This window comes from Virgibacillus ihumii (assembly GCF_902726655.1).
Lineage (GTDB): Bacteria > Bacillota > Bacilli > Bacillales > Amphibacillaceae > Lentibacillus > Lentibacillus ihumii.
The window spans coordinates 3,181,585-3,204,518 of the sequence record NZ_CACVAN010000001.1 but is presented as its reverse complement, the minus strand read 5'-3'; the positions used below and the strand labels follow the sequence as shown (position 1 = coordinate 3,204,518).

Genomic DNA, 22,934 nt, shown 5'->3' with positions numbered 1-22,934 from the left:
TGCATAGCAGCTTTTTCCCTCAATCTAATTCAGTTTCGGATATGAACAGCAGTCGATCATCCTTCTTATCCGGCATTCCCCTGCCGTCCGTATTATTGGTTATAAAATAGATACCGTTCTCAGCAGCGCGTGCGTCCCGTACACGGCCAACATCCGAGACAATCAGTTCCAGCTCCCCGCCTTCCGGATCAAACCGCCGCAAGCCTTCTCCTGCCAATGAAGCAAAGTAGAAATCACCATTAAAAAATGTCATGCCGGACGGTGCCCACGTATCGTTTCCTGAATGAATTACCGGCTCTTTCATGTCCGGTGCCGATTCATCTCCGCGGATAGCTGGCCATCCATAATTCTCCCCTTTAATGATCCGGTTAACTTCATCATATGCACTTGAGCCATGTTCCGTCGCATACAGCTGATTATCATCATTCCAGGCGAGTCCCTGTGGATTACGGTGTCCATAGGAATAAACATACGAATCAGTAAAAGGGTTATTCTCAGGAACTGAACCGTCTAGATTCATCCGCAGAATTTTTCCGGCCAAACTGCTCCTGTCCTGTGCCAATTCAGGGTTCGTTGCGTCACCGGTAGTAATATACAATTTATTATCCGGACCGATCTCAATTCGTCCACCCTGATGAAATGTACCACCAGGAATTTTATCCAGCAGTGTTTCCATCTCTGTCCACTTTCCATTTCGCGCCCGGATGGTTACAACCCGTTGATAATATTGTTCATTCTCCTGATAGGAGTAATAAGCATATGCCGTTCTAGTCTCACTGAAGTTTTTTGGAAAATCAATTCCGAGCAGCCCGGCTTCCGGCTGATCGGAAAGGTTTTCCGAAAACTCCACCGGCATACGGGTTTTCTCCCCATTCTGAACTTTGACAATACTGCCTGTCCGCTCACTTATATAAAAAGTCTCCCCATTTTTCACAATCTCCCAAGGTTCATCAAGATTTTGTGCAATGACCTTTAGGCTTTGTTCGGAATCAGAAGCTTCCTGCATTGTTGTCTCCGGATTAGGCTTCTCTTGCTGTGAACAGGCACTTGTCACACATACGACCGCCAATAATATGAGAAGATATCGGATCTGGATCACCCTTTGCATGATAGTTTGTTTCAGTTTACCTGCTTATGCATACCACTTCAACTATTACAGGAACAGTGGTTTGAAGTTTATGCTCGTATGGTTGATGTTCTACCTCGTATGGTTGATGTTTCTCCCCTGCGGTTGATGTTCTGCTCGTACGGTTGATGTTTCTCCCGTACGGTTGATGTTCCGCCCATAAAAAACGGCGGAAGCGCATAAATGCACTTCCGCCGCATATCACAACAGCAACTTATCCTAGCTTGGATTTTTTCGCTGCTTTCTCACGTTCATTTTTATTTAAAATTTTTTTGCGAAGACGAATCGATTCTGGTGTTACTTCACAATATTCATCATCATTCAAGTATTCGATTGCTTCTTCCAATGACATCTGACGCGTCTTTCGGATCGTTGCTGTCTGATCCTTTGTTGCCGAACGAACATTGGTCAGATGTTTTTCCTTGGTAATGTTAACGGTCAGATCATTTTCACGGTTATGCTCGCCGACGATCATACCCGCATAAATCTCGGTTCCCGGCTCGACAAAAATAACACCACGATCCTCAAGCTGCATAATGCCGTATGTCGATGCTTTGCCATGTTCCATTCCGACAAGTACACCTTCACGACGTCCTCCAACCGGGCCATTGGCAATTGGTTCATATGCGTCAAATGTATGGTTTATAATACCATAACCACGGGTTTGAGACATGAATTCAGTAGAATAGCCGATAAGACCGCGCGATGGAACCTTAAACTCGATACGAACCTGGCCGTTTCCCTGATTCACCATATCAAGCATTTCACCTTTACGTGCACCAAGTGATTCCATAACACCACCTGTATATTCTTCCGGAACATCTACTTGCACACGTTCATAAGGCTCGCATTTTACACCATCGATTTCTTTAATGATAACTTGTGGTTTAGAAAGCTGCAGTTCATAGCCTTCCCGGCGCATATTTTCAATCAGAATCGACAAGTGCAGTTCACCACGTCCCGATACGGTCCATGCATCAGGAGAATCGGTCGGATCAACACGTAAACTCACATCCGTTTCCAGCTGTTTCATAAGACGCTCTTCAATTCGACGTGATGTTATATAATTACCTTCCCGGCCGGCAAATGGACTGTTATTAACAAGAAACGTCATTTGCAGGGTCGGTTCGTCAATACGGAGCCATGGCAGCCCCTCTGCATGATCCCGGTCACAAATTGTTTCCCCGATATTAATATCATCCATACCGGCAATCGCCACAATATCACCGGCTTTTGCTTCCTGGATCTCCATCCGTTTCAGTCCGATAAAACCAAAAAGCTTGCTGATACGGAAATTTTTTGTCGATCCGTCTTTTTTCATGACAACCACTTGTTGACCGACACTGATTTTTCCCCGCACAACACGTCCGACACCGATTCGTCCGACATAATCATTATAATCCAGCAGCGTAATCTGGAACTGTAATGGATCATCCTGTGTATCTATTGGTGCAGGAATATGATCCATAATTGTCGTAAACACCGGATCCATCGTTTCCGTCTGATTATCCGGCTCTGTACCGGATGTACCATTCAATGCAGACGCATAAACAACCGGAAATTCCAGCTGTTCATCGTCTGCTCCCAGTTCAATGAACAAGTCCAGTACTTCATCGACAACATCATTCGGGCGCGCATTGGGACGGTCGATTTTATTTAAAACAACAATTGGCGTTAATTTCTGTTCCAGTGCTTTTTTTAACACAAAACGTGTTTGCGGCATTGTTCCTTCATAGGCATCGACGACCAAAATTACACCATCAACCATCTTCATAATCCGTTCGACTTCCCCGCCAAAATCTGCGTGTCCCGGGGTATCGAGAATATTTATGGCTGTATCATTATATTTTATCGCAGTATTTTTCGCTAAAATGGTAATCCCGCGTTCCCGCTCTATATCATTTGAGTCCATGGCCCGTTCATTTACTTGCTCGTTTTCCCGGAAAGTTCCGGAGTATTTTAAAAGCTGATCGACAAGTGTTGTTTTGCCATGGTCAACGTGGGCAATAATAGCGATGTTGCGGATATCTTCTCTTAATTGCATAAAAAAGTACGCTCCTCTGTGATTTCGAGATGAATCAAACTATCCTATTATATCACAAATAAATTAATTGTAAAATTCGTATACCCTACTGAAACCGGATGATAAACTTAGCACCGCCCAGTTCTGAATCTTCTACTGATATTTTCCCTCCGGACTGTTCGATAATCGCTCTCGCTATCGCCAGTCCCAGCCCGGTTTCACCATTCTTACCTTTAACAAACCGGTGGAAAATATGTGGAATCAAATCATCCGCAATCCCATTTCCGTCATCTTCTATTATAACGGTTTTACCCTCTACCGAGATATTAACCTGTGACACTGCATGCCGTATCGCGTTCACGGTAATATTCAACAATGCGCGCAACAGCTTCTCCTGGTCAACATACAGTCTGCTTTCCGGGTCTTCATCATATGTCAGTTCAACACCCTTCTCATTGACTGTTGGCAAGGTTCGGTCCATTACTTGCTGAATCAAATCGGATGTCCGGATTTTTTCCGGCTGGTATGCAGCCTGGGAGCTATCCAGTTTGGCAAGCAAAATCATTTCATTGATAATTGTCTTCAACCGATTTACTTCAGTTACCATCATTTCCAGTCCTTTTTCTTCATCAGCCTGATCAAAAACCTTATCCCTGATTCCTTCCGCATATCCCTGGATGGTCATCAGCGGAGTTTTCAACTCATGGCTGGCATTCTGAAAAAAAGCCTGCTGTGTGTTAATATAGCGCTGCAATTCCGTTGCCATATCATATACACTCTCGGCAACCTCACGGATTTCACCCGTTGCCTTAATCGGTTCGACATCAACAAATTTTCGTTTTTCAATCTTTTTCAGTTGGTGCTTCAGTCTGCTCAGCGGGGTGACCAATTTATTTGTCAAAAAATAACTGAGCATCATTGCAGCAATTGCTCCAATGATAAATACAATCAACAGGCGCCTGAAAAAATCCTGTTGAACTTTTTGCAAATCATTCAATGGCGTAAGCAGAATAAGCTCCATGCCGGAACTTTCCGGGTAAAACAATATTCGCGATGTAACATATTTCCTGTTACCAATCTCCCACAATTGCTCTTCTTTATTCTCGAAGTAATCCTCTCTTGAAAATCCTTCGACAAACTGACGCGGCATCGTATAAAACAAGACACTGTCCTGTTGTCGATTATATAAAAACAATTGCAAGTCCTGATCTTCCAAAAATGCACTAAGCTGCTGATCATTTTGCAGTGACCCATACTCTTCATTAATTAACTGGACAAGCAGCTCCCCTTTTTGCCTAAGTTCTGCTTTTTCATCATCAATCAGCATATCCAGAATTAATGAATATGTAACAAAGCCCGCAGCTGTGAGAATAACGAGCAAAAGTGCAGAAAATGCCAGATTAAGCTGTGATTGAAGTTTCATACGTTAATCCTCTTCACTGCGCAGCCGGTATCCATAACCCCAAACGGTCTCCAGGGAGATACCTTTCAATTTTTTTCGAATACGTTTGACGAGATCATCTACCGCACGATCACTTCCAAAGTAGTTTTCCCCCCAAATTTTCACAAGCAGCTCTTCACGGGAGAACGCACGATTCCTGTTTTCGGCGAACAAAAGAATCATTTCATACTCTTTTGCTGTTACCTCCTGTTCCTCCCCATTCCAGAAAATCCGCCGCTCATTCTCATAAATCAGAAGGTTATCCACCTTCAGCTTGCCTTCAGACGGTTCTTTCTGCGCTTCTTTTGGCTGTACTCGTTTAAAAACACGCTTAACCCGTGCGAGTAATTCCCTTGGGCTGAACGGTTTCGTCAAATAATCATCACCGCCAAGCTCCAGGCCGAGTATTTTATCAATCTCATCATCTTTTGCTGAGATAATAATAATTGGAACGTCACTTTCATTTCGGATTTTTTTACAAAACTCATATCCATCCATTCCAGGAAGCATAATGTCCAGCACCCACATATCCGGAGGTTGCGTTTCCCACAGTTCCCAGGCATCTTCCGCAGACCCCAGTACCGTTACCTGATAATCCTCCTTCTTTAAATATGCGGATACAATATTTCGGATATTTGCATCATCTTCCACAATTCCAATATGCTTGCTCATAAGTCCGAACTCCTTATCAAATTGTTATCTTACTGTTATTTTTACATAAAAAAAGGGTAGTGAACACTAAAAAGGTAGATTACACACTTTTTACTTATTTATACCAATAGCCTGCCAAACCGCATGGGTATAATAAATACTGTAATTATAATTTAACTTAATCGAAAGGTGGTCATAAAATGGAACGAAATGATAATCAGCATGAATTTGAAAACGACTCTTCCAATAATCAACAGGATTCCAACGAAAATTCTTCAGATATGCATCATGAAATGAAGGAAAGTCCTTCTGACAATGGGAATCAGACTGAACAGGAAAACACTTTTCACACGCAGCAGGAACCTACAGCCTCCCATGAACAAGAAAATAAAGGTGTGGCGGAATCAGCAAGAGCAAACACACAAGCCAAGAAGCCGAAAATCAAAAAACAAAAAAGCGGTTTTTCATCCCTTGTCAGCGGATTAGTTGGAGGTGTTATCGCGGCAGTGATTGTTGCACTATTGTTCGTCACAAATGTAATTCCAACGAATACTACCAACAGCAGCAATACAGACTCGGCAAACGCAAACGAATCTGCAACGCCTCCAATTGCCGAGACCGTAACTTCAAGCAATGTCAATGTGGCCTCAACTATTGATGAGGCATCCAAAGCGGTTGTAGGTGTATTGAACATGCAACAGAAAAACATATGGACAAAAAGTATGGAAGCTGGTTCTGGTTCAGGCATCATTTATAAAGAAGAAAATGGTAAAGCCTATGTCGTAACAAACCACCATGTGGTGGAAGGCGCTGAAGAAGTAAAGATTGTACTGAACAATGGAGATAGAATTAATGCAAAAGTTCTTGGTTCGGACCCATTAACAGATTTGGCGGTACTTCAGGTTGACGGTAAAAAAATTAACACAGTGGCAGATCTTGGATCATCCAAAAACCTTAAAGTCGGGCAAACGGTTATCGCTGTTGGAAACCCGCTCGGTATGAATTTTGCAAACTCAGTAACGAAAGGAATTATCAGCGGACTGAACCGTTCCGTTAAAGTTGATGTTGACGGGGACGGCCGCCCTGACTGGGTTACCGAAGTGATTCAAACGGATGCAGCCATTAATCCAGGAAACAGTGGTGGAGCACTATTGAATGCTGATGGCGAGGTTATTGGAATAAACTCGATGAAAATTGCCCGCCGTAATGTGGAAGGAATTGGATTCGCCATACCAATTGGCCAGGCAAAACCAATTATGAAACAGCTTGAGGAGAACGGAAAAGTTGCCCGGCCATATATCGGAATCAGCACGGTAGGAATCAGTCAGGTGCCGCTGCAGTACCGTGATCAAATACAACTGCCGGATTCTGTCAAAGGCGGTATGGTTGTTGCACAGGTTGAGCCTGGTTCACCAGCTGCAGAAGCAAACTTGCAGCAATTTGATGTGATTACAAAAATCAATGGTCACGAAATCAAGTCCATTCTTGATTTACGAAAATATATGTACACCGAAACCGAGATCGGTGAAACGGTCGAGATGGAAGTTTACCGAAATGGAGAACCCCAAACAGTCGAATTGACATTAGCTAAACGTGCACAACAAAACTAAGATGCTGTCAAAGTCTTAGTTGCACTAATGTGATGAGAAAGTTTTATACTTGCTTATATACCAAAAAGAGGCTGGGACAAAAAGTGATTTATCAAAAGAAAAAACGAATTAAATGGTGAACTCAGCCGCTCCGGAAATATACTTCGCTTTCCGCGGGCGGTTGTTGAGCCCTCCTCGTGCTTACGCACTGCGGGGTCTCATCTAGGCCTGTTCCCCCGCAGGAGTCTACGTATATTTCCTCCGCTAGACTCTAATATTGTTCGTCTTTTTGTATTACACTTTTTGATTTGTCCCTGCCTCTTTTTGACGTGACAGGAAAATTGGCTATCATTGTCGAAAGTGTATAAAATAAGGGTAATAATAAGAAAGGAAGTGATTTCTTATGCAATGTCCAAGTTGCGGTCTTGAATCAGATGAAGGAAAGTATTGCACAAATTGTGGAGCAGAACTGCCGTTTCACGACGATAACAACTCTTCCTTGTCTGAGACTGTCACGGGTGCCACATCCACCAAAGAACAAAATAAGAACCAGCATTATGAAAAGTCAGAAAAACTGAAAACAACAGGTGCGAATTTTGGCCACTTTTTTATGGCCCTTCTTAAAAACCCGAGTGAAGCAAGAAAAGCCAATAAATCGGATTTCAGTTCCGGAATCATTATGTTTGGTCTGTTTTCACTGCTGATAGCTATTAGTTACCATTTTGTCATCAATTCAGTGTCATTGGGACCTATGGGGCTATCTGTCATGATTGAACTCTCATTTCTGGATAGTTTTGTCATCCCGTTTATTTTGTTAATCCTGCTCTTCTTCTTAATCGCAGGATTAACATTTCTATGTTCCAAATTGACTATCCAGGCTGCAAAGTTTCCTGATATCGTTGCGAAGTACGGTGCATATCTGGTCCCGTTTTTTATATTTCATATTGCAGGCATCGTTTTTTCGCTGGTTGGATTTCCAGCTTTTGCACTATTGCTTACATTCATAAGTATACTGGGGATGCTGCTTATCGCTCCGACTTTCATCCTGTTGGAGCAGCCATCCGACGGGTTTGACCGAATATATATACTGCTGGGACTATATATCACCATCTTACTGGTCTATGGCTTTTTCATGCGAATCTTTCTGGATGCCCTTATGGGGGCGCTCATGAATTCATTTATGGGCGGGTTCTGATGTGTATATAAGAATATGCACAGCACATAACTGTGGCTGTGCATATTTATTCTTCAAATTTATTATGGTTCGGTGTTACACCTGTAAATTTGCCGTATCGGTCTGCTGCAAGAAAGCTTTCTTCATCCTCGACACTGCCAATATTTTCATCACTATTAGGGTACATTTCATCATAATTATCCCGGTCACCAAAGAAGTCTGATGGTGTTTCTGACGTGCCGTATCTGCCGACTTCCTGCCAGGCATCCTCGGCGTCATATCCCGTCTGTTCCTCAGGTGTCACTTCATCGGGATTTATATTCGGACTGAACACCTGCTCCTCAATCGGACGGTCATTAATTGGGTTACGATGTTCAGCATGTTCGAGACATCTATCCGCAGTCGGCATAGCAGCAAGTCGTTCATAGGGAATATCTCTTCCGCATTCTGCGCAAATTCCGTATGTCCCATTTTCCAGCGCATGCAGTGCGGCATTAATATCTTCGAGTTCCTTCTCAGCATGCTCATTTAATGCCGTGTCCTTTTCCCGCTCAAACATTTCTGTCCCCATATCGCCCGGATGATTATCATAACTGGATAATTCATGCATCGATTCCTTCCAAAAAGCTTGGGTCATTCCGAAATGATCGTTGACATGATTAATAAGTTCGTCCTGCCGCTCCGTCAGAGCAGCTTTGCACTGGTTCATCTGTTCGTTTGTTAGCATAGCATTCAGCCTCCATTTCAGCAGAATAAATACCGCTAATTATACTATGTGTAAAACAAAACAGTTGATACTTCAATTCTGCTCCCAAATCATGTCAATGTGGGGAATTCCATCCTCCATATATGATGCTGAAACTTGTCTGAAACCTAATTCCGTGTAAAATTTCTTCAAATATTCCTGCCCCTGAATTTGAATGGTTGGCGCATGCCATTGCTCGACACTATAGGCAATCGCCTTTTGCATAAGCTGTTTTGCATATCCGTTCCCCCGAAATTTTCCAGTCACCAGAACCCTGCCAATCGAGACATTCTCAAACTTTGAGCCAGCCGGTAATATACGTACATTTGCTGCAATCTCTTCATTAATTTTTAAAAAATAATGCATTGCCTCCTGATCATAATTATCCAATTCCGGGTATGGACAATCCTGTTCGACCACGAAAACATCAACCCTTGCCTTCAGTAGTTCGTATAACTCATTCGTTGTTAATTCCGAAAATGATTTGACTTTCCATTTCACTGGTTTTTCCCCCGCTTTTCGATTTCTTCCTGAACAATAAAGGCCAAATCATCATTTCCAAATAGCTGCAGTACATTCAAAACGGTCTGATCAGGTATATCTTCCGACTCTTTTCTGGGGACAGTCAGTTCCAATGCCTCCCGAAGTGCCTGATTGTTTATTTGGTTTGGATATGCTTTTTGATACAATTCTTCCGGGTCCAGATTATGATTCACGCTCCATTGGGCAAAGACTAAAATCATCATTTTCTCATCTTGCTTATAGCCTTCAATTATTTTTTGTTCCATCTCTTCTCTGCTCATTTTATTCACCTTCTTTCCTGAGCATAAACAACCACAAAAATGATAATGCCTGCCTTAAATCAGGTGACAAACCTTCGTGATGATGTGGTTTTACACCTTCTTTGTAAACACCGAATCCGTCCAGATATGTAAAATTATAGTCTGCCGCCAGCTTTTCGAATTCCCATGGCATCATTGTGTTGCAAATCGCCTTTTCACCATGCAGGCGCGGATAGCTGTTTGCCCGTGGACCTGCTGCCGGCCCAAGAATTCCGCAATACAGAGTCCCGCCGCGCTTCAACACACGAAACAACTCCTGCAATGCAACCGCAGGCTTTTCTGTCCATTCCAATACATTGATTGCCATTACCGCATCAAAACTACCATCCGAAAATGGCATATTGGAAATATCACCTTGGATGAAGTGGATTTCATTCTGATTCAGCCGTTCCCTCGCCTTACTGATCATTTCATTGGACAGATCCATCCCAGTCGCAATATATCCCGATTTATGCAGTCTGTATGTACCATAACCATCTCCACAGCCAATATCAAGAATACTGTTTTCTTTCTGCAAATGCTTCTCAATAAATGGAATGATATCTTTTCGGCTGCCGTCATCCCACATTGTCTTACTCCGTTCATTCCAGAAGCCGGCACGTCCGTCCCATTGAACTTCTGCTTCCTTATGCCAATCAAACGACTCAGTCATGAGATACCTCCTCATTTTAATTATAAACGAAAAAAACATTTGCCGCCACGAACACGCAGCTGAATTATTCTCCTGTCCGCTTCAATTATTTACCTTAAGGTTAATTATCCAAACAAAAAAAGACTCATCTCACAAATGAGATAAGCCTTTTTGAAAACTTCTATTATTGAGCGTTTACGTTAGCTGCTTGCGGTCCGCGGTTTCCTTCAACGATTTCAAATTCAACGTCTTGACCTTCTTCAAGCGTTTTGAAACCTTCAGCATTGATTGCTGAGAAGTGTACGAATACGTCGTCTCCGTCTTCGCGCTCGATGAAACCGAACCCTTTTTCAGCGTTAAACCATTTTACTTTACCAGTCATCATAATAAACGACCTCCTTATACAAATATGTGCAAAGTAATTGAACCATAAATACTTTTACACCACTTTGTGAAAGAGATCGTAAAGTATTACTAATTTCAATTTCCTATTGCACTTCTAACTTTAAACCTTCCAGCGCTAAAAAGCAAGTGATTCTGAAAATAAATTTATTTTTATTTGATTAAGTTGAATTTTACGGAATCAATCTTCACTAGAACGAATATCTTTTGCAGCGTTTTTGTATTCTTTTCCTTTAATTCTTAATTCTCTTTTTCTAATTGAAAGTATAACAAAAACAATTATAAGTAATAACAATATGACATAGACCACATTGATCAGGAAGGTATATGGCCACCTATGCTCTTATCATTTTTGATGTACTTTTACAAACTGGAAGAAAGCCTAAGAAAGTGATAAAATAAACAATTGCAAGAGTAAAAATGAATAATAAAAACCATACACATTTGTATCTTGCAAATATGAATGACAGGTGGTAGTAACATGACAAGCAGTAATGAGTATCAGGTTTTACTGTACTACAAGTATGTATCGATAGAGGACCCTGCAGAATATGCAAGTGAGCATCTGCAATTTTGCAATGACTTGGAATTGAAAGGACGCATTCTTGTAGCACATGAAGGAATCAACGGCACCGTATCCGGTACGGTTGAACAAACGAACAAATATATGGAAGAGATGCACAATGATCCGCGTTTTGCGGAAATGGAATTCAAAATTGACCCGCATGACGGGCACGCGTTCAAAAAAATGCATGTGCGTCCGCGTAATGAGCTGGTTTCACTTCGGCTCGAAGATGATATCAATCCGAAACAAACGACAGGTCAATATTTTGAACCAAAAGAATTTTTTGAGGCAATGCAGGATGACAATACAGTCGTATTAGACGCTAGAAACGACTACGAATATGACCTTGGACATTTTCGTGGTGCTATTCGCCCGGATATCGAAGCTTTCCGCGAACTGCCTGAATGGGTGGAAAAGAACAAACACCTGATTGAAGGCAAACGAATTCTGACTTATTGCACCGGGGGAATCCGTTGCGAAAAATTTTCCGGATGGCTGATTAAAGAAGGCTTTGAAGATGTAGCTCAACTGCACGGTGGAATCGTCACATACGGCAAAGATCCGGAAGTGCAAGGCGAACTGTGGGACGGACGGTGCTACGTGTTTGACGAACGTATCTCCGTACCAATCAACAAAAAAGACCACGTTATTGTCGGTGAGGATTACTTTGACGGAAAACCATGTGAACGGTATGTAAACTGCGCTAATCCGGAATGCAACAAACAGATTATCTGCTCTGAGGAAAATGAGCATAAATATATGCGCGGCTGCTCGCATGAATGCCGTGTCAGCCCCCGTAATATGTACGTGAAGGAACACGACCTTTCAGAAGAAGAAATTCAGCAGAGACTGATGAATATTGAAGATGAAAAGATTAAACAGGAAGTGTAATGTGAAACGGTGGGGGTTTTACCCTTACCGTTTTTTAGTTGAACGAATCGAACATTTTCCTGAAAATTTATCCCATTTTTTATAATGCCAGTTAAGGGCAAATAAATTTTATGGGCAGGCGAATTGAATCGCCTGCCCATTTTTTATTTTTAAGAAGTTTGTTCTTTTAAGTGATTAGGTTTTCCCCGCATGAACTGAATTACAGTGATTACTGCAAAGATTGCCAGACCGATAAGTGATAATGTTATGTCCGGGTATACAAGCAGTAATCCTGCTGCAACAAGTATAATCCGTTCCAGCCAGCTTAAACTGCTGACAAAGTAACCAATCATACTTGAACTGATCGCCGCCATTCCTAACATTGCACTAATTACAGCAATCGAAACATTCACTGCATTGGCATCACCCTGCAGAAGCAGAATCGGCTGCGACACGAACATATATGGAATGATGAATGCCGCGATGGCTAATTTGACCGCAGTCACCCCGGCCTTCATCGGGTTCGCCTTCGCTATCCCTGCACCGGCATATGCAGCCAGACAAACAGGCGGTGTGATATCCGCTACAATCCCGAAATAGAATACAAACATATGAACCGCAATTACCGGAACATCAAACGCCAGCAAAGCCGGAGCTGCCATGGTTGCTGTAACAACATAGTTTGCAGTTGTCGGCAGACCCATTCCAAGTATAATACAAGCAATCATGGTAAAGAACATGACCAGGAAGAATTCACCTTGTGCCAGATCAATAATACCGCCTGCAATCTTCGGTCCAAGCCCTGTAGTTGTTACCGTACCAGCAATAATACCTGCCGTAGCACAGGCAGCAATAACCGGTAATGCGGTACGTGCGCCTTCTTCAAGAATATTAATAATTTCCTTAAAGTTCATTCTTGTATCTTTTCTGAAGAAACTTATAACAAAAGCAGCACCTATTGCGTATAATGCCGCATATGTCGGTGTAAATCCGAGCAGCAGCATTCCTATAATGAGGACAAGCGGTGCAAACAAATCAAACCTCTTAATTAAATTTTTTGTCTTTGGAAGTTGTTCTTTTGCCAGTCCTAAAATCCCTTGCTTCCTGGCTTCAAAGTGTGTTCCCATAAATACACCGGAAAAATATAAAACCGCTGGAATAATTGCGATTATTATTATTTCATTATATGGTACGCCCGTATAGGATGCCATGATAAAGGCAGCTGCTCCCATGATCGGTGGCATAATCTGCCCACCGGTGGAAGCTGATGCTTCCGTTGCAGCTGCAAAATGAGGTTTAAACCCTGCATTTTTCATCATCGGGATCGTGAAGGAACCGGATCCCACCGTATTCGCAACCGAACTTCCGCTCACCATTCCCTGCAAACCACTGGCCGCAACTGCCGCTTTGGCCGTACCACCTGTGTAACGACCGGTTAAGCGCAGCGCAATATCGTTAAAAAACTGGCCAATGTTTGTCTTTACCAGCATTACCCCGAAGAAGAGGAACAGATAGATATATGTGGATGAAATTTGAATTGGGATACCAAAAATGGAACTTGAGCTGAAGAACATTTCTGTCGCCAGCGATGGCCAATCATAGCCAGCATGGCCGATAACCGGGATGTACGCACCAAACAATCCGTAAAGCAGTGCTAAAATTGCGATGATAACGATTGGAAGACCAACGACCCTTCTAGTTGCTTCAAGTAATAAAATAATACCAGCCGTTGCAACAATCTGATCAAACGCAGTAAACCCGAATATAATTGCTTCATTTATTAATCGTTCATAATTGTAGACAATATAAAAGTTGGTAAATAACGCAATAATTGCGAGCAGCGCATCATACCACGGAACGCCTCGTTTTTTAGTCATCGATGATTTAATCGGATAAAGCAAATATACCAAACATAATGCAGCTCCAAGATGAATCGCACCCTGAATCATTGAAACATATGCTCCGCGAAGAGCCGTATAAAGCTGGAAAATGGTCAGTGCACCACCAAGTATAAGCGTTACCCAACCCCATGGTCCAAGATTTGTCCTGAATGCACTCTCTTTATCGTATTTCGCCATCAGTTCGTCTTTGTCGATTTGTTGTGTGTCTTGAACACTCACTGTTTTCCCCTCCGTTCTGTCTTGTTAGGATATTGAGGGGAAAGAACCGGGCAGCATTGCCCGGTTCTCCCGTTTACTCAATAACGCCGATTTCTTTGAAGTATTTTTCAGCACCGGGGTGCAGCGGCAGGTCATCACTTACACCAGTTAGAGCACCATCTTTGGTAATCAATTTAGCCTGTGCAATGGTCATATCGCCGGCTTTTTCATAAAGCGTTTTCGTCAGTTTATAACCAAGATCTTTACTTACCTGCTCAGTTGACGCAAGCAATAGTGCCATTGCTGTAATGGTTTGAACAGGTTCTTCCTGCCATTCGTATGTTCCAGGTTTTACCGTGTACGCTTCATATTGACTCTTTTCAAGCACTTTATCCAGCGCCTCACCTTCAATATCCAGGAATTTCACTTCCCCGGTTGCGTTGGCAAGCTCATTCGTTGTTGATGAAGGGACACCTACAACTGCAAATGAAGCGTCAATGGTACCATTCTGCAATTTACTCTTCGCATCGCCAAATCCTTCTTCATAGGCAGTGAAATCTCCTTCTTCAATACCGTAGGCTTGCAAAACAAGTTCAGCAGCTTCACGGGTCGCGCCGCCTGGAGGTCCGATTGCTACCTTTTTGCCTTTCAGATCTTCAATTGAATCAATTCCTGTGGATTCAAGCGTAACTACCTGAAGCGCTTCGGGATATAGAGAACCAATGACTCCAACGTTATTAATTTCTTTGCCCTTAAATTCACCTTTTTGGTTAACAGCATTAACCATTGTGGTATTTTGTGCAATCCCAAGCTGGAATTCTCCTGCCTGGATTTTTGCAATGTTTTCAACTGAAGCCCCGGATTCAACGGAACTTACGTCAAAACCTTCCACATCAATGTTATCGGTCCATAAGTTAGCCATTTCACCACCGAGTGGATAGTAAACGCCGCCAACACTCCCTGTCCCCATTGTCAGGTTGGTTGTCTCTCCTCCGCCAGAGCCTGAACCAGAGCCTTGGCCGCTGTCACCGCACGCACTTAGAATCATGCCAATGGCCAGAACTAACATGACTGAAATTAGAGTTCTTTTTCTCAAAGTAACTCCCCCTTTTATGTTTATTATTGGAAACACGTTGTCGTAAACAACATGTTTCACCCAAATGAAGACGCTCTCTTCCAAAATACTATGGTATAGAAAACGCTTTATTTATGTATTTTACCTTTTATTAGTCCAGGATTCAAGTTTTTAGAAAATTATGATTTATATTTGATTAAAATTACCTGTTTTTGACATATATGCATTAAAATTGCTATTATTTTGGTAAAGGAGGGGGTTCCGATTAGTGTATATGATTTTTCCGCGGTAACTATTCTAGGTGATTTAAAATCGTTGGGAGAATATGAAGGAAAGGTTCTTTTGATTGTGAATACTGCGAGTGAATGTGGATTCACACCTCAGCTGGACGGTCTTCAGAAATTATACGATCAATATAAAGATCAGGGATTTGAAGTTCTAGGTTTTCCATGTAATCAATTTCATAGCCAGGATCCGGGTACAGATGCAGAAATATCCAATTTTTGCCAAAACAACTATGGAGTTACATTCCAGATGTTCAGTAAAATAGACGTAAAAGGTGAGCATGCCCATCCCCTGTTTGTTCACCTAACCAATCAGGCGACGGGGATGGTGACGAAGCAAATCAAATGGAATTTTACCAAGTTTCTCGTGGGAAGAGATGGTGAAGTGATTAACCGATTTGCCCCGCAGACCAAACCGGAAAGTATTACCACAGAAATAGAAAATACATTGAGCATGTAAATCTTGTCACACTCATAGGGCCACCTACTGAGTGTATTTTATTTTTTCGTCCACCTGTTGTTTGATCCCTGCTGGATATATACAGAAAAAAAGGCTAACCGGCTTGTTAAACCGGCTAACCCTATTATTGTTCGTAAGTGCGTTTTTCTTCCACTTCATGCTCTTTTGTCAGAATTGACAACGTGCTGGGTTTATTTTCCTTTGCGGTTTCCTCAGCCGCCTCGATTGCCTTATCCCGTTTATCATATTCCTCTGTCGGTGCTACATCTTCTATTTTAACATACCATGCGGTCGCATCTTTATTTGGTGCTACTGTATAATGTTTCATTTTATTAACTCCTCCTGTAAAAAATCACTTGTATGAATTGTGTACTTCGATTGTTCCATCTTTTCGGTGAATCGTGACATCGGTGCCTTTGTTCCGGGCAATTTCTTTTCCACGCTCAACAGCATCTGACTTTGCTTCAAAAATATCACTCGGCTGTTTTGCATCTTTAGCCTGAACTGCCCATCCATCATCATGTGGTACAACATGCTCTCCTTTTTCAAGAAGTTCCGGGCGACTTTCATAGTTTTTATCCTTTTCGGATCTTTTGGTTGGATCGCCTTGATTTTTAAATTCACGAACCTTATTGCTGTCAGCATTTTCATACCACTCTTTTGCCTGTCTGGTAGCTATCGGGATTGCGCGACTCTCATCATATCCCTCGTCTACCATCGCATTAGCAATATCTATCGCTTTTTTTCGGACTGCAATATCCAGGTTTTTTAAGGAACTCGGATAATCATTCATAGTCCACGGCACAATTACTCACCTCCGTTGGAAACATCGGTATGTAATAAGCGGTTCCCTGCTACCCAAGGCTTGTAAACATAAAATTTTCTACAGTCGGGGCGGTTGATGTTTGGGTTAAGTCCGTATAATTGTGTAAAAGCGAAATAAGAAAGGGCCATATTAATTCCTATGATACAATGTTTTCAACCACAAAAACATAAGGAGGAATTAATGATGACCCAACTACATTTTAACCTAAACATGGACAAGTTAAAAGATGAGATTATGAACTCCAATATGAACGCTATCTATAAATCAACAGCTGTATTAATTCTGAATGAGTATATGGAAAAGGAACGGGATGAATTTTTGGACGTTCCGCCATACGCCCGTACTGGTAGTTCACGTGATTATCGAAACGGCTATTATGAAAGAGAATATTTGATGAGTATTGGAAAGATCAAGTTACGGGTTCCACGGACTCGCAGCGGTGAGTTTTCACCAAGTATTTTTGAAAAGTATCAACGCTGTGACCAGGCTTTCGTTCTTGCCCTGCTTGAAATGGTGGTGAACGGGGTCTCCACACGCAAGGTTCGAAATGTAGTAGAAGAATTGTGTGGAGAGAGCGTATCCAAGTCCTTTGTATCATCGCTTACAGAGAAACTAGACCCTATCGTCAATAAATGGGCGAATCGAAATTTGGCAAACACCTATTATCCGTACATTTTTGTAGATGCCATGTATATCAAAGTTCGCGAGCATCGTAAGGTTGTATCCAAAGCTGTCTACATTGCGACAGCGATAAGCGAGGATAACCAACGGGAAGTGCTCGGATTAAAGGTTGACCATACCGAAAGTTACGAAGCTTGGAAAAGCTTTTTAAAAGAGCTGAAAGGCCGGGGGCTGCATTCACCAAGACTTATGATTTCAGATGCCCATAAAGGGCTCAAAAAAGCAATACAGGAGGAATTCCTCGGAACCTCATGGCAACGCTGCACCGTTCATTTTAAACGAAATATTGTGGATCAACTGCCAAAGAAGGGTATGTCAGAGGTAATCACGGGGTTAAAACGGATTTTTAAAGCCGTTACACCAGATGACGCAAGAAACTTCAAGGAGGAGTTCGTCACGCGTTACGAAGAAGATCCAAAGCTAAATCAAGCACTTAAGACATTGGAAGAAGGCTTCGATGATGCCATTCAGTATCTCAATGAAGAAGAGAAATATCATACATTCATACGCAGCACGAATTCATTGGAACGCCTAAATGAAGAAGTTAGAAGGCGGGAAAGAGTCATTCGTATATTTCCGAATACACAATCCGCCTTCCGTCTAATTGGCGCAGTACTAATGGATTATGAAGGGCAACAAAAGAATAAAAAAAGGTTTATTCGAAACAAAAGTTGAAGAGGATTCCAGCGCGCGAAAATTTGATGTGGTGGGAAGGGCCCTTCCCACCACATCAAATTCACATAAATACCATCATAAGGTTGAAAACTTGTATTGGACTTTTACACATAGATAAGGACTTGACTGATGTTTGCCTCGTGCGGTTGATGTTTGCCTCGTGCGGTTGATGTTTGCCTCGTGCGGTTGATGTTTGCCTCGTGCGGTTGATGTTTGCCTCGTGCGGTTGATGTTTGCCTCGTAAAAAAATCGAGCGCAGCAGGCGCGCTCGATTTTTAACATTAATATGCTTTTGACCAGTAGACAAGTTCTTTGGCTTCTTTACCGCAGCATATGCATTTATCGGAAACAGTTTCCTGTTCAAACGGGATGCATCGGGATGTTGCTGCTGTTTCTTCCTTGATTTTTTCCTCACACTCCATATCACCGCACCACATTGCCTTGATAAACCCTGGTGTTTCTTCCAGGTTCTTTTTAAATTCTTCCATATCCGTTGCAGTGGTCGTTTTGTCATTGCGGTGCGCGAGTGCTTTTTCAAAAAGTCCCTGCTGAATTTCTTCAAGCAGTTCCGGCAGCCGCAGCTCCAGCTTGTCGAGTCCAACAAATTCTTTTTCACCCGTATCACGGCGAACAAGGACAACCTGATCTTTCTCTATATCTTTCGGCCCCATTTCGATTCTGACCGGTATGCCTTTCATTTCATACTCGTTAAATTTCCAGCCCGGCATTTTATCGCTCGAATCGATTCCGACACGTGCCAAATCTTTCAGTTGATCACGAAGGTCATACGCTTTATCGAGAACACCTTCTTTATGCTGGGCAACCGGAACAATCATCGCCTGGGTTGGTGCAATTCGCGGCGGGATGACCAGCCCGCGATTATCACCGTGCACCATGATTAAAGCTCCCATAATACGGGTCGACATGCCCCATGATGTTTGATGGACAGGTTGTTGGTCGCCTTCTTTATCCAAATAGCGGATATCAAAAGCTTCGGCAAATCCTGTGCCCAAATAATGCGATGTCCCCGACTGCAGCGCCTTTCCGTCGTGCATCAGCGCTTCAATTGTTAGCGTATAGTCCGCACCGGCGAACTTTTCTTTCTCGGTTTTCCTGCCGCTGAGTACCGGAATAGCCAAATAATTTTCAGCGACATCTTTGTACACTTCCAGCATTCTCGCGGTTTCTTCCTGTGCATCGTCAGCTGTCGCATGGCATGTATGCCCTTCCTGCCATAAAAACTCGGAAGTACGCAAAAATGGACGTGTCGTTTTTTCCCACCGGACAACATTGCTCCACTGATTATAAAGCATTGGCAGGTCACGATAGGAATGAATGTTTTTTGCATAATATTCACCGAAAAGAACTTCGGAAGTCGGACGGACACAAATCCGCTCCGCCAGCTCCTCTTCGCCGCCATGTGTAACCCATGCTACTTCCGGTGCAAATCCTTCAATATGATCCTTCTCTTTTTGCAGCATACTTTCCGGAATGAACAGTGGAAAATAAACGTTGGAATGCCCGGTTTCCTTAAATTTGCGATCCAGTTCTGCCTGGATATTTTCCCAGATTGCGTATCCATGCGGCTTGATCACCATCGTGCCACGAACAGCACCATAGTCAACCAGTTCCGCCTGTTTGACCACATCGGTATACCATTGTGCAAAATCATCTTCCATCGCAGTGATTTTTTCAACAAACTGTTTATTTTTTTTACCCAATCCAAACACTCCTATATTTAAAATTTATTTATTCGAAACCTGCCATCCTGTTGGCTTTGATTTAGCAAATACGAATGATATTTGTATACAAAAAAACCTCCATCCTGATAAGGGACCGAGGTCTGGTGGTACCACCCTTGTTTACAGAGAACCCCTCTGTACACTTGGCATGATAACGGTCATGAACCGCGCACATCTTACAGCAAGATGCTTTTCCGATGGCGAACTACAAGGCAGGTTCCCATTTATGTCTCTGGAAATTTTTCAGCAGCTATTTCCTCTCTGCAAAAGACATTCAAACAGTACTAATCCCAGTCAACGTTTCACATATTATATTTTTAAATATAAATGGATGTGAGGGCAAAGTCAAGCCTTGCCCATCACGCTCACTTCATCCGTAATCGTGAATATTTCATCTGGCTATTACTACTTCCTAAATCACTTCCGCACCCAGGGTATTTTCAAAATGCCCAAGCGCCCAGTCATGCCCGGCAGCATTAAAGCTGGCGACAGCATCTTTATGAACAACAATTTTAAATCCTTTGTTGTACGCATCAACGGCGGTATGCAGCACACAAATATCCGTACAGACTCCGACGAGATGAAGTTCTTCTATTCCACGCTCACGCAGTTTCAGTTCCAAATCGGTTCCGGCAAATGCACTGTACCGGGTTTTATCAAAATAATATACATTCTGCGCATTTCGATTCGATTGATATACCTCGGCCAGTTCCCCGTAGAGCTCCTGCCCCTTCGTACCGATAATATTATGTGGCGGAAACAATTCCGACTCCGGATGATACGAGTCGCCTTCATGATGTGCATCAATGGCAAAAACGACATATTCCCCCGCTTTCAAAAATTCCTTCGTCAGTGAAATCACTTTCCCTTCGATAGCCTGCCCGGGCTTGCCGCAAGTCAGCTTACCTTCATCGGCAACAAAATCAACCGTATAATCAACATTTATTAAGGCTCTTTTAACCATCCTCAATCCCCTTTCACCTTAATTTGGTGTGCTTCGCCAAACTTACGGGCAGCCGCATGGTATGTCGGCCCCACCATTTCTGTGTATGAGAATCCATTGGTGATTGCGGTGGTAACAAAGCTTTTCGCTGAATGAACAGCATTCAAAACAGTCTTGCCTTTTGCCATTTCAGCGGCAATAGCTGCCGAGTATGTACATCCGGCTCCGCTCGTGTTAACTGTATCAATCCTCGGTGCTTCATATGTAGTCAAAGTTTCCCCATCGTACAGCACATCCACTGCCGGACCTTCCAATCTGCCGCCTTTCACCAGTACATATCTTGTGCCAAGCTGATGTAAATCAATCGCAGCCTGCTTCAGATCTTCCACCGATTCCAGCTTCCGCCCGTCAAGCAGGATGGATGCTTCCGGGATATTCGGCGTAATGACCGTCGCCAGCGGAATGAGCTTCGCTTTCAAGGCATCAATGGCGTCATCCTCCAGTAACTTCGAGTCCAGTTTTCCAACCATGACCGGATCAACTATGACCGTTTCCACTTTTGACTCTGAAATAATTGCTGCCACCTTGTCTATAACTTCTTTGGAAAAAAGCATCCCTGTTTTTAGTGCATCCATTCCGACCTGTTGAACGGCGGTTGAAAATTGAGCTTCAATTGCCTCGATTGACTGTGGATGGACGTTTTTTCCGATTTCCTGATGATACGCCACAATTGCAGTAATGGCACTCATTCCATAAACATCAAACTCTTGAAATGTCTTCAGATCTGCCTGAATGCCGGCACTTCCCCCGGCTGCAGACCCGGCAATTGTCATAACACGTGATGGATAATTCATATAACCAAGATCCTTTCTATCCTAAAACCGTATTAAAAAATAACTTCAATGAAGAACCAGCCAATCATGACGAGCTGCAGCACTACTTTGGCCACTGCTCCGCCAAGAAAGCCGATCAGCGAACCAACTGAAGCACGAAACGCTTCATTCGTCGTTCGTTTCTGTACCAGCTCGATGATAATGACAACGATGAATGGCAGCACCAAAATGCCAAATGGCGGATAAATAAACGAGCCGATAATAACGGCAATCCCGGCACCACGTTCACCCCATTTACTGCCGCCGAATTTTTTAACAAAGTAGCTGTTCGCAATGATGTCCGCTACAATGAGGATTACTGTTAAAATCGCCATTCCGATCCAAAACAGCACTGTCAGCTCCCCGTCATTAATCACAAAATGATATAACAGATAACCGATCCACAATACCAGCGGGCCCGGAATAATCGGAAAAATTATCGAGACAAAACTTAAAATAAACATTGCTGCAATGACAATCCAAATAATGATATCAAGCATTTGCTTCCTCCAACTATGATTCTTTTTTAAACATACTGGATATTCTTGTTTCTTTCTGACTGAATATACGTTTATAGTTTTCCAGATGTTTCATTATGCTCATAATTGATAATAACACAACGACCATTGCTGGTTCGATTCCAAAGAATAAATAGGTAGTCACCAGGAAAGAAATATACATAAACAAAACACCGACCACCAGATAATCCGTTGCCAATGAAAGCAACAGCAATATCCCGATTCCTATTAAGGCTATTTTCCAGTCAATTGCCAGCAGCACCCCGACCAGGGAAGCTGTTCCTTTACCGCCACTGAAACGCATCTGAATCGGATAATTATGACCAATTATAATAAACAGGGCATTTACGTACACCAGCAATGTCTGTGTCTCTCCAGTTATACCTTGGCCTTCAAGAATATATAAAACGAATAAGATCGATAATGTTGCTTTTAAAATATCAATAAGTGCGACAACAATACCAAATTTCCACCCCAGCAAAATAGTTGTATTTGATGCTCCTGAATTTTTCACGCCACTGTTTTTTATATCTATCTTTTTCATTTTGCCAACCAATTGAGACCCATGAATACAACCGGTTAGATAACCAATAAATATGACAAGAAGCACATACATGTAACCCCCTCCTTTCGTCTTATAATATACACAGCACCAATCAACGTGCAAGGTGAATTTTTCAATCTTTTGTCACTTCTACCG

25 protein-coding genes and 1 other annotated feature are annotated in these 22,934 nt (G+C 42.6%); of the genes, 5 read left to right on the top strand and 20 right to left on the bottom strand.

Annotated elements, in window-relative coordinates; genetic code table 11:
* Positions 1-19: 19 nt before the first annotated feature.
* From HUX68_RS15725 to HUX68_RS15705, 5 genes are all read right to left on the bottom strand, one after another.
* Positions 20-1,054 carry a PQQ-dependent sugar dehydrogenase gene (locus tag HUX68_RS15725; protein ID WP_246206703.1) on the bottom strand — a complete coding sequence of 345 codons (1,035 nt, stop codon included), beginning with the start codon at positions 1,052-1,054 and terminating at the stop codon, positions 20-22.
* Positions 1,055-1,176: 122 nt separating this feature from the next.
* Complete coding sequence (locus HUX68_RS15720; protein ID WP_174615695.1) at positions 1,177-1,326, bottom strand: hypothetical protein; 150 nt, start codon at positions 1,324-1,326, stop codon at positions 1,177-1,179.
* Positions 1,327-1,340: 14 nt separating this feature from the next.
* Positions 1,341-3,170, bottom strand: coding sequence for a translational GTPase TypA (gene typA / locus HUX68_RS15715; protein WP_174615694.1), 1,830 nt, complete (start codon positions 3,168-3,170; stop codon positions 1,341-1,343).
* Between the two features lie 85 nt (positions 3,171-3,255).
* On the bottom strand, positions 3,256-4,572 hold the full coding sequence (locus HUX68_RS15710) for a sensor histidine kinase (RefSeq protein WP_174615693.1): 1,317 nt from the start codon (positions 4,570-4,572) through the stop codon (positions 3,256-3,258).
* A 3-nt stretch (positions 4,573-4,575) separates the two neighbouring features.
* A complete protein-coding gene (locus HUX68_RS15705; protein WP_174615692.1) occupies positions 4,576-5,262 on the bottom strand; it encodes a response regulator transcription factor in 687 nt (228 codons plus the stop codon).
* A 179-nt stretch (positions 5,263-5,441) separates the two neighbouring features.
* Here HUX68_RS15705 and HUX68_RS15700 point away from each other — a divergent pair, with 179 nt between their 5' ends.
* Both HUX68_RS15700 and HUX68_RS15695 read left to right on the top strand, forming a co-directional pair.
* Positions 5,442-6,851, top strand: coding sequence for a S1C family serine protease (locus tag HUX68_RS15700; RefSeq protein WP_246206702.1), 1,410 nt, complete (start codon positions 5,442-5,444; stop codon positions 6,849-6,851).
* 382 nt (positions 6,852-7,233) lie between these two features.
* Positions 7,234-8,025, top strand: a complete 792-nt coding sequence (locus HUX68_RS15695; protein WP_174615691.1) for a zinc ribbon domain-containing protein — start codon at positions 7,234-7,236, stop codon at positions 8,023-8,025.
* Between the two features lie 46 nt (positions 8,026-8,071).
* Here the strand turns inward: HUX68_RS15695 and HUX68_RS15690 are convergent, their stop codons facing one another.
* The 5 genes from HUX68_RS15690 to HUX68_RS15670 all read right to left on the bottom strand — a co-directional run bounded on the left by HUX68_RS15690 (position 8,072) and on the right by HUX68_RS15670 (position 10,607).
* Complete coding sequence (locus HUX68_RS15690) at positions 8,072-8,731, bottom strand: TraR/DksA C4-type zinc finger protein (protein WP_174615690.1); 660 nt, start codon at positions 8,729-8,731, stop codon at positions 8,072-8,074.
* A gap of 72 nt (positions 8,732-8,803) precedes the next feature.
* Positions 8,804-9,250 (bottom strand): GNAT family N-acetyltransferase, encoded by a 447-nt coding sequence (locus HUX68_RS15685; RefSeq protein WP_174615689.1) that lies wholly within the window; start codon positions 9,248-9,250, stop codon positions 8,804-8,806.
* Positions 9,247-9,552 (bottom strand): hypothetical protein, encoded by a 306-nt coding sequence (locus tag HUX68_RS15680; RefSeq protein WP_174615688.1) that lies wholly within the window; start codon positions 9,550-9,552, stop codon positions 9,247-9,249. The genes HUX68_RS15685 and HUX68_RS15680 overlap by 4 nt, the downstream gene beginning before the upstream one ends.
* A gap of 1 nt (position 9,553) precedes the next feature.
* Complete coding sequence (locus HUX68_RS15675) at positions 9,554-10,243, bottom strand: class I SAM-dependent methyltransferase (protein WP_174615687.1); 690 nt, start codon at positions 10,241-10,243, stop codon at positions 9,554-9,556.
* A 163-nt stretch (positions 10,244-10,406) separates the two neighbouring features.
* On the bottom strand, positions 10,407-10,607 hold the full coding sequence (locus tag HUX68_RS15670) for a cold shock domain-containing protein (RefSeq protein WP_174615686.1): 201 nt from the start codon (positions 10,605-10,607) through the stop codon (positions 10,407-10,409).
* Positions 10,608-11,105: 498 nt separating this feature from the next.
* Between HUX68_RS15670 and trhO the strand changes: the two genes are divergently transcribed.
* A complete protein-coding gene (gene trhO, locus HUX68_RS15665) occupies positions 11,106-12,080 on the top strand; it encodes an oxygen-dependent tRNA uridine(34) hydroxylase TrhO (RefSeq protein WP_174615685.1) in 975 nt (324 codons plus the stop codon).
* A 149-nt stretch (positions 12,081-12,229) separates the two neighbouring features.
* Here trhO and HUX68_RS15660 read toward each other — a convergent pair whose 3' ends face one another.
* Both HUX68_RS15660 and HUX68_RS15655 read right to left on the bottom strand, forming a co-directional pair.
* Entirely contained in the window at positions 12,230-14,137 is a 1,908-nt protein-coding gene (locus HUX68_RS15660) for a TRAP transporter permease (RefSeq protein ID WP_174616493.1), read from the bottom strand.
* A 115-nt stretch (positions 14,138-14,252) separates the two neighbouring features.
* The gene (locus tag HUX68_RS15655; RefSeq protein ID WP_174615684.1) at positions 14,253-15,254 is read right to left on the bottom strand and encodes a TAXI family TRAP transporter solute-binding subunit; all 1,002 of its coding nucleotides are present in this window, start codon (positions 15,252-15,254) and stop codon (positions 14,253-14,255) included.
* A 243-nt stretch (positions 15,255-15,497) separates the two neighbouring features.
* On the opposite strand from HUX68_RS15655, the gene HUX68_RS15650 reads away from it, so the two are divergent.
* A complete protein-coding gene (locus HUX68_RS15650) occupies positions 15,498-15,977 on the top strand; it encodes a glutathione peroxidase (protein WP_174616492.1) in 480 nt (159 codons plus the stop codon).
* Between the two features lie 124 nt (positions 15,978-16,101).
* Here HUX68_RS15650 and HUX68_RS15645 read toward each other — a convergent pair whose 3' ends face one another.
* Positions 16,102-16,305 (bottom strand): DUF2188 domain-containing protein, encoded by a 204-nt coding sequence (locus tag HUX68_RS15645; RefSeq protein ID WP_174615683.1) that lies wholly within the window; start codon positions 16,303-16,305, stop codon positions 16,102-16,104.
* 24 nt (positions 16,306-16,329) lie between these two features.
* Positions 16,330-16,782 (bottom strand): DUF2188 domain-containing protein, encoded by a 453-nt coding sequence (locus HUX68_RS15640; RefSeq protein WP_174615682.1) that lies wholly within the window; start codon positions 16,780-16,782, stop codon positions 16,330-16,332.
* A gap of 204 nt (positions 16,783-16,986) precedes the next feature.
* On the opposite strand from HUX68_RS15640, the gene HUX68_RS15635 reads away from it, so the two are divergent.
* Positions 16,987-18,159, top strand: coding sequence for an IS256 family transposase (locus tag HUX68_RS15635; protein ID WP_174616299.1), 1,173 nt, complete (start codon positions 16,987-16,989; stop codon positions 18,157-18,159).
* A 61-nt stretch (positions 18,160-18,220) separates the two neighbouring features.
* Here HUX68_RS15635 and HUX68_RS15630 read toward each other — a convergent pair whose 3' ends face one another.
* The 6 genes from HUX68_RS15630 to HUX68_RS15605 all read right to left on the bottom strand — a co-directional run bounded on the left by HUX68_RS15630 (position 18,221) and on the right by HUX68_RS15605 (position 22,850).
* Positions 18,221-18,466, bottom strand: a complete 246-nt coding sequence (locus HUX68_RS15630; RefSeq protein WP_174615681.1) for a hypothetical protein — start codon at positions 18,464-18,466, stop codon at positions 18,221-18,223.
* The gene (proS, locus tag HUX68_RS15625) at positions 18,441-19,880 is read right to left on the bottom strand and encodes a proline--tRNA ligase (protein ID WP_174615680.1); all 1,440 of its coding nucleotides are present in this window, start codon (positions 19,878-19,880) and stop codon (positions 18,441-18,443) included. The genes HUX68_RS15630 and proS overlap by 26 nt, the downstream gene beginning before the upstream one ends.
* A gap of 107 nt (positions 19,881-19,987) precedes the next feature.
* Positions 19,988-20,208 (bottom strand) — a binding site (T-box leader).
* A 105-nt stretch (positions 20,209-20,313) separates the two neighbouring features.
* Positions 20,314-20,865: a cysteine hydrolase family protein gene (locus tag HUX68_RS15620; protein WP_174615679.1), complete on the bottom strand. Its 552-nt coding sequence runs from the start codon at positions 20,863-20,865 to the stop codon at positions 20,314-20,316.
* 2 nt (positions 20,866-20,867) lie between these two features.
* Positions 20,868-21,698, bottom strand: coding sequence for a bifunctional hydroxymethylpyrimidine kinase/phosphomethylpyrimidine kinase (gene thiD, locus HUX68_RS15615; protein WP_174615678.1), 831 nt, complete (start codon positions 21,696-21,698; stop codon positions 20,868-20,870).
* Positions 21,699-21,730: 32 nt separating this feature from the next.
* Entirely contained in the window at positions 21,731-22,216 is a 486-nt protein-coding gene (locus tag HUX68_RS15610) for a DUF456 domain-containing protein (RefSeq protein ID WP_174615677.1), read from the bottom strand.
* Between the two features lie 13 nt (positions 22,217-22,229).
* Positions 22,230-22,850, bottom strand: coding sequence for a glycerol-3-phosphate acyltransferase (locus tag HUX68_RS15605; protein WP_174615676.1), 621 nt, complete (start codon positions 22,848-22,850; stop codon positions 22,230-22,232).
* Positions 22,851-22,934 lie beyond the last annotated feature (84 nt).

Excerpts from the sequence above, each read along its gene's own strand:
- HUX68_RS15605 (WP_174615676.1), bottom strand. The coding sequence starts at position 22,850 with ATGTATGTGCTTCTTGTCATATTTATTGGTTATCTAACCGGTTGTATT.
- thiD (WP_174615678.1), bottom strand. The coding sequence starts at position 21,698 with ATGAATTATCCATCACGTGTTATGACAATTGCCGGGTCTGCAGCCGGG.
- HUX68_RS15720 (WP_174615695.1), bottom strand. The coding sequence starts at position 1,326 with ATGCGGCGGAAGTGCATTTATGCGCTTCCGCCGTTTTTTATGGGCGGA.
- HUX68_RS15610 (WP_174615677.1), bottom strand. The coding sequence starts at position 22,216 with ATGCTTGATATCATTATTTGGATTGTCATTGCAGCAATGTTTATTTTA.
- HUX68_RS15695 (WP_174615691.1), top strand. The coding sequence starts at position 7,234 with ATGCAATGTCCAAGTTGCGGTCTTGAATCAGATGAAGGAAAGTATTGC.
- HUX68_RS15680 (WP_174615688.1), bottom strand. The coding sequence starts at position 9,552 with ATGAGCAGAGAAGAGATGGAACAAAAAATAATTGAAGGCTATAAGCAA.
- HUX68_RS15690 (WP_174615690.1), bottom strand. The coding sequence starts at position 8,731 with ATGCTAACAAACGAACAGATGAACCAGTGCAAAGCTGCTCTGACGGAG.
- HUX68_RS15660 (WP_174616493.1), bottom strand. The coding sequence starts at position 14,137 with ATGGCGAAATACGATAAAGAGAGTGCATTCAGGACAAATCTTGGACCA.
- HUX68_RS15710 (WP_174615693.1), bottom strand. The coding sequence starts at position 4,572 with ATGAAACTTCAATCACAGCTTAATCTGGCATTTTCTGCACTTTTGCTC.
- HUX68_RS15635 (WP_174616299.1), top strand. The coding sequence starts at position 16,987 with ATGACCCAACTACATTTTAACCTAAACATGGACAAGTTAAAAGATGAG.
- HUX68_RS15705 (WP_174615692.1), bottom strand. The coding sequence starts at position 5,262 with ATGAGCAAGCATATTGGAATTGTGGAAGATGATGCAAATATCCGAAAT.
- HUX68_RS15670 (WP_174615686.1), bottom strand. The coding sequence starts at position 10,607 with ATGATGACTGGTAAAGTAAAATGGTTTAACGCTGAAAAAGGGTTCGGT.
- typA (WP_174615694.1), bottom strand. The coding sequence starts at position 3,170 with ATGCAATTAAGAGAAGATATCCGCAACATCGCTATTATTGCCCACGTT.
- HUX68_RS15645 (WP_174615683.1), bottom strand. The coding sequence starts at position 16,305 with ATGAAACATTATACAGTAGCACCAAATAAAGATGCGACCGCATGGTAT.
- trhO (WP_174615685.1), top strand. The coding sequence starts at position 11,106 with ATGACAAGCAGTAATGAGTATCAGGTTTTACTGTACTACAAGTATGTA.
- HUX68_RS15675 (WP_174615687.1), bottom strand. The coding sequence starts at position 10,243 with ATGACTGAGTCGTTTGATTGGCATAAGGAAGCAGAAGTTCAATGGGAC.
- HUX68_RS15620 (WP_174615679.1), bottom strand. The coding sequence starts at position 20,865 with ATGGTTAAAAGAGCCTTAATAAATGTTGATTATACGGTTGATTTTGTT.
- HUX68_RS15700 (WP_246206702.1), top strand. The coding sequence starts at position 5,442 with ATGGAACGAAATGATAATCAGCATGAATTTGAAAACGACTCTTCCAAT.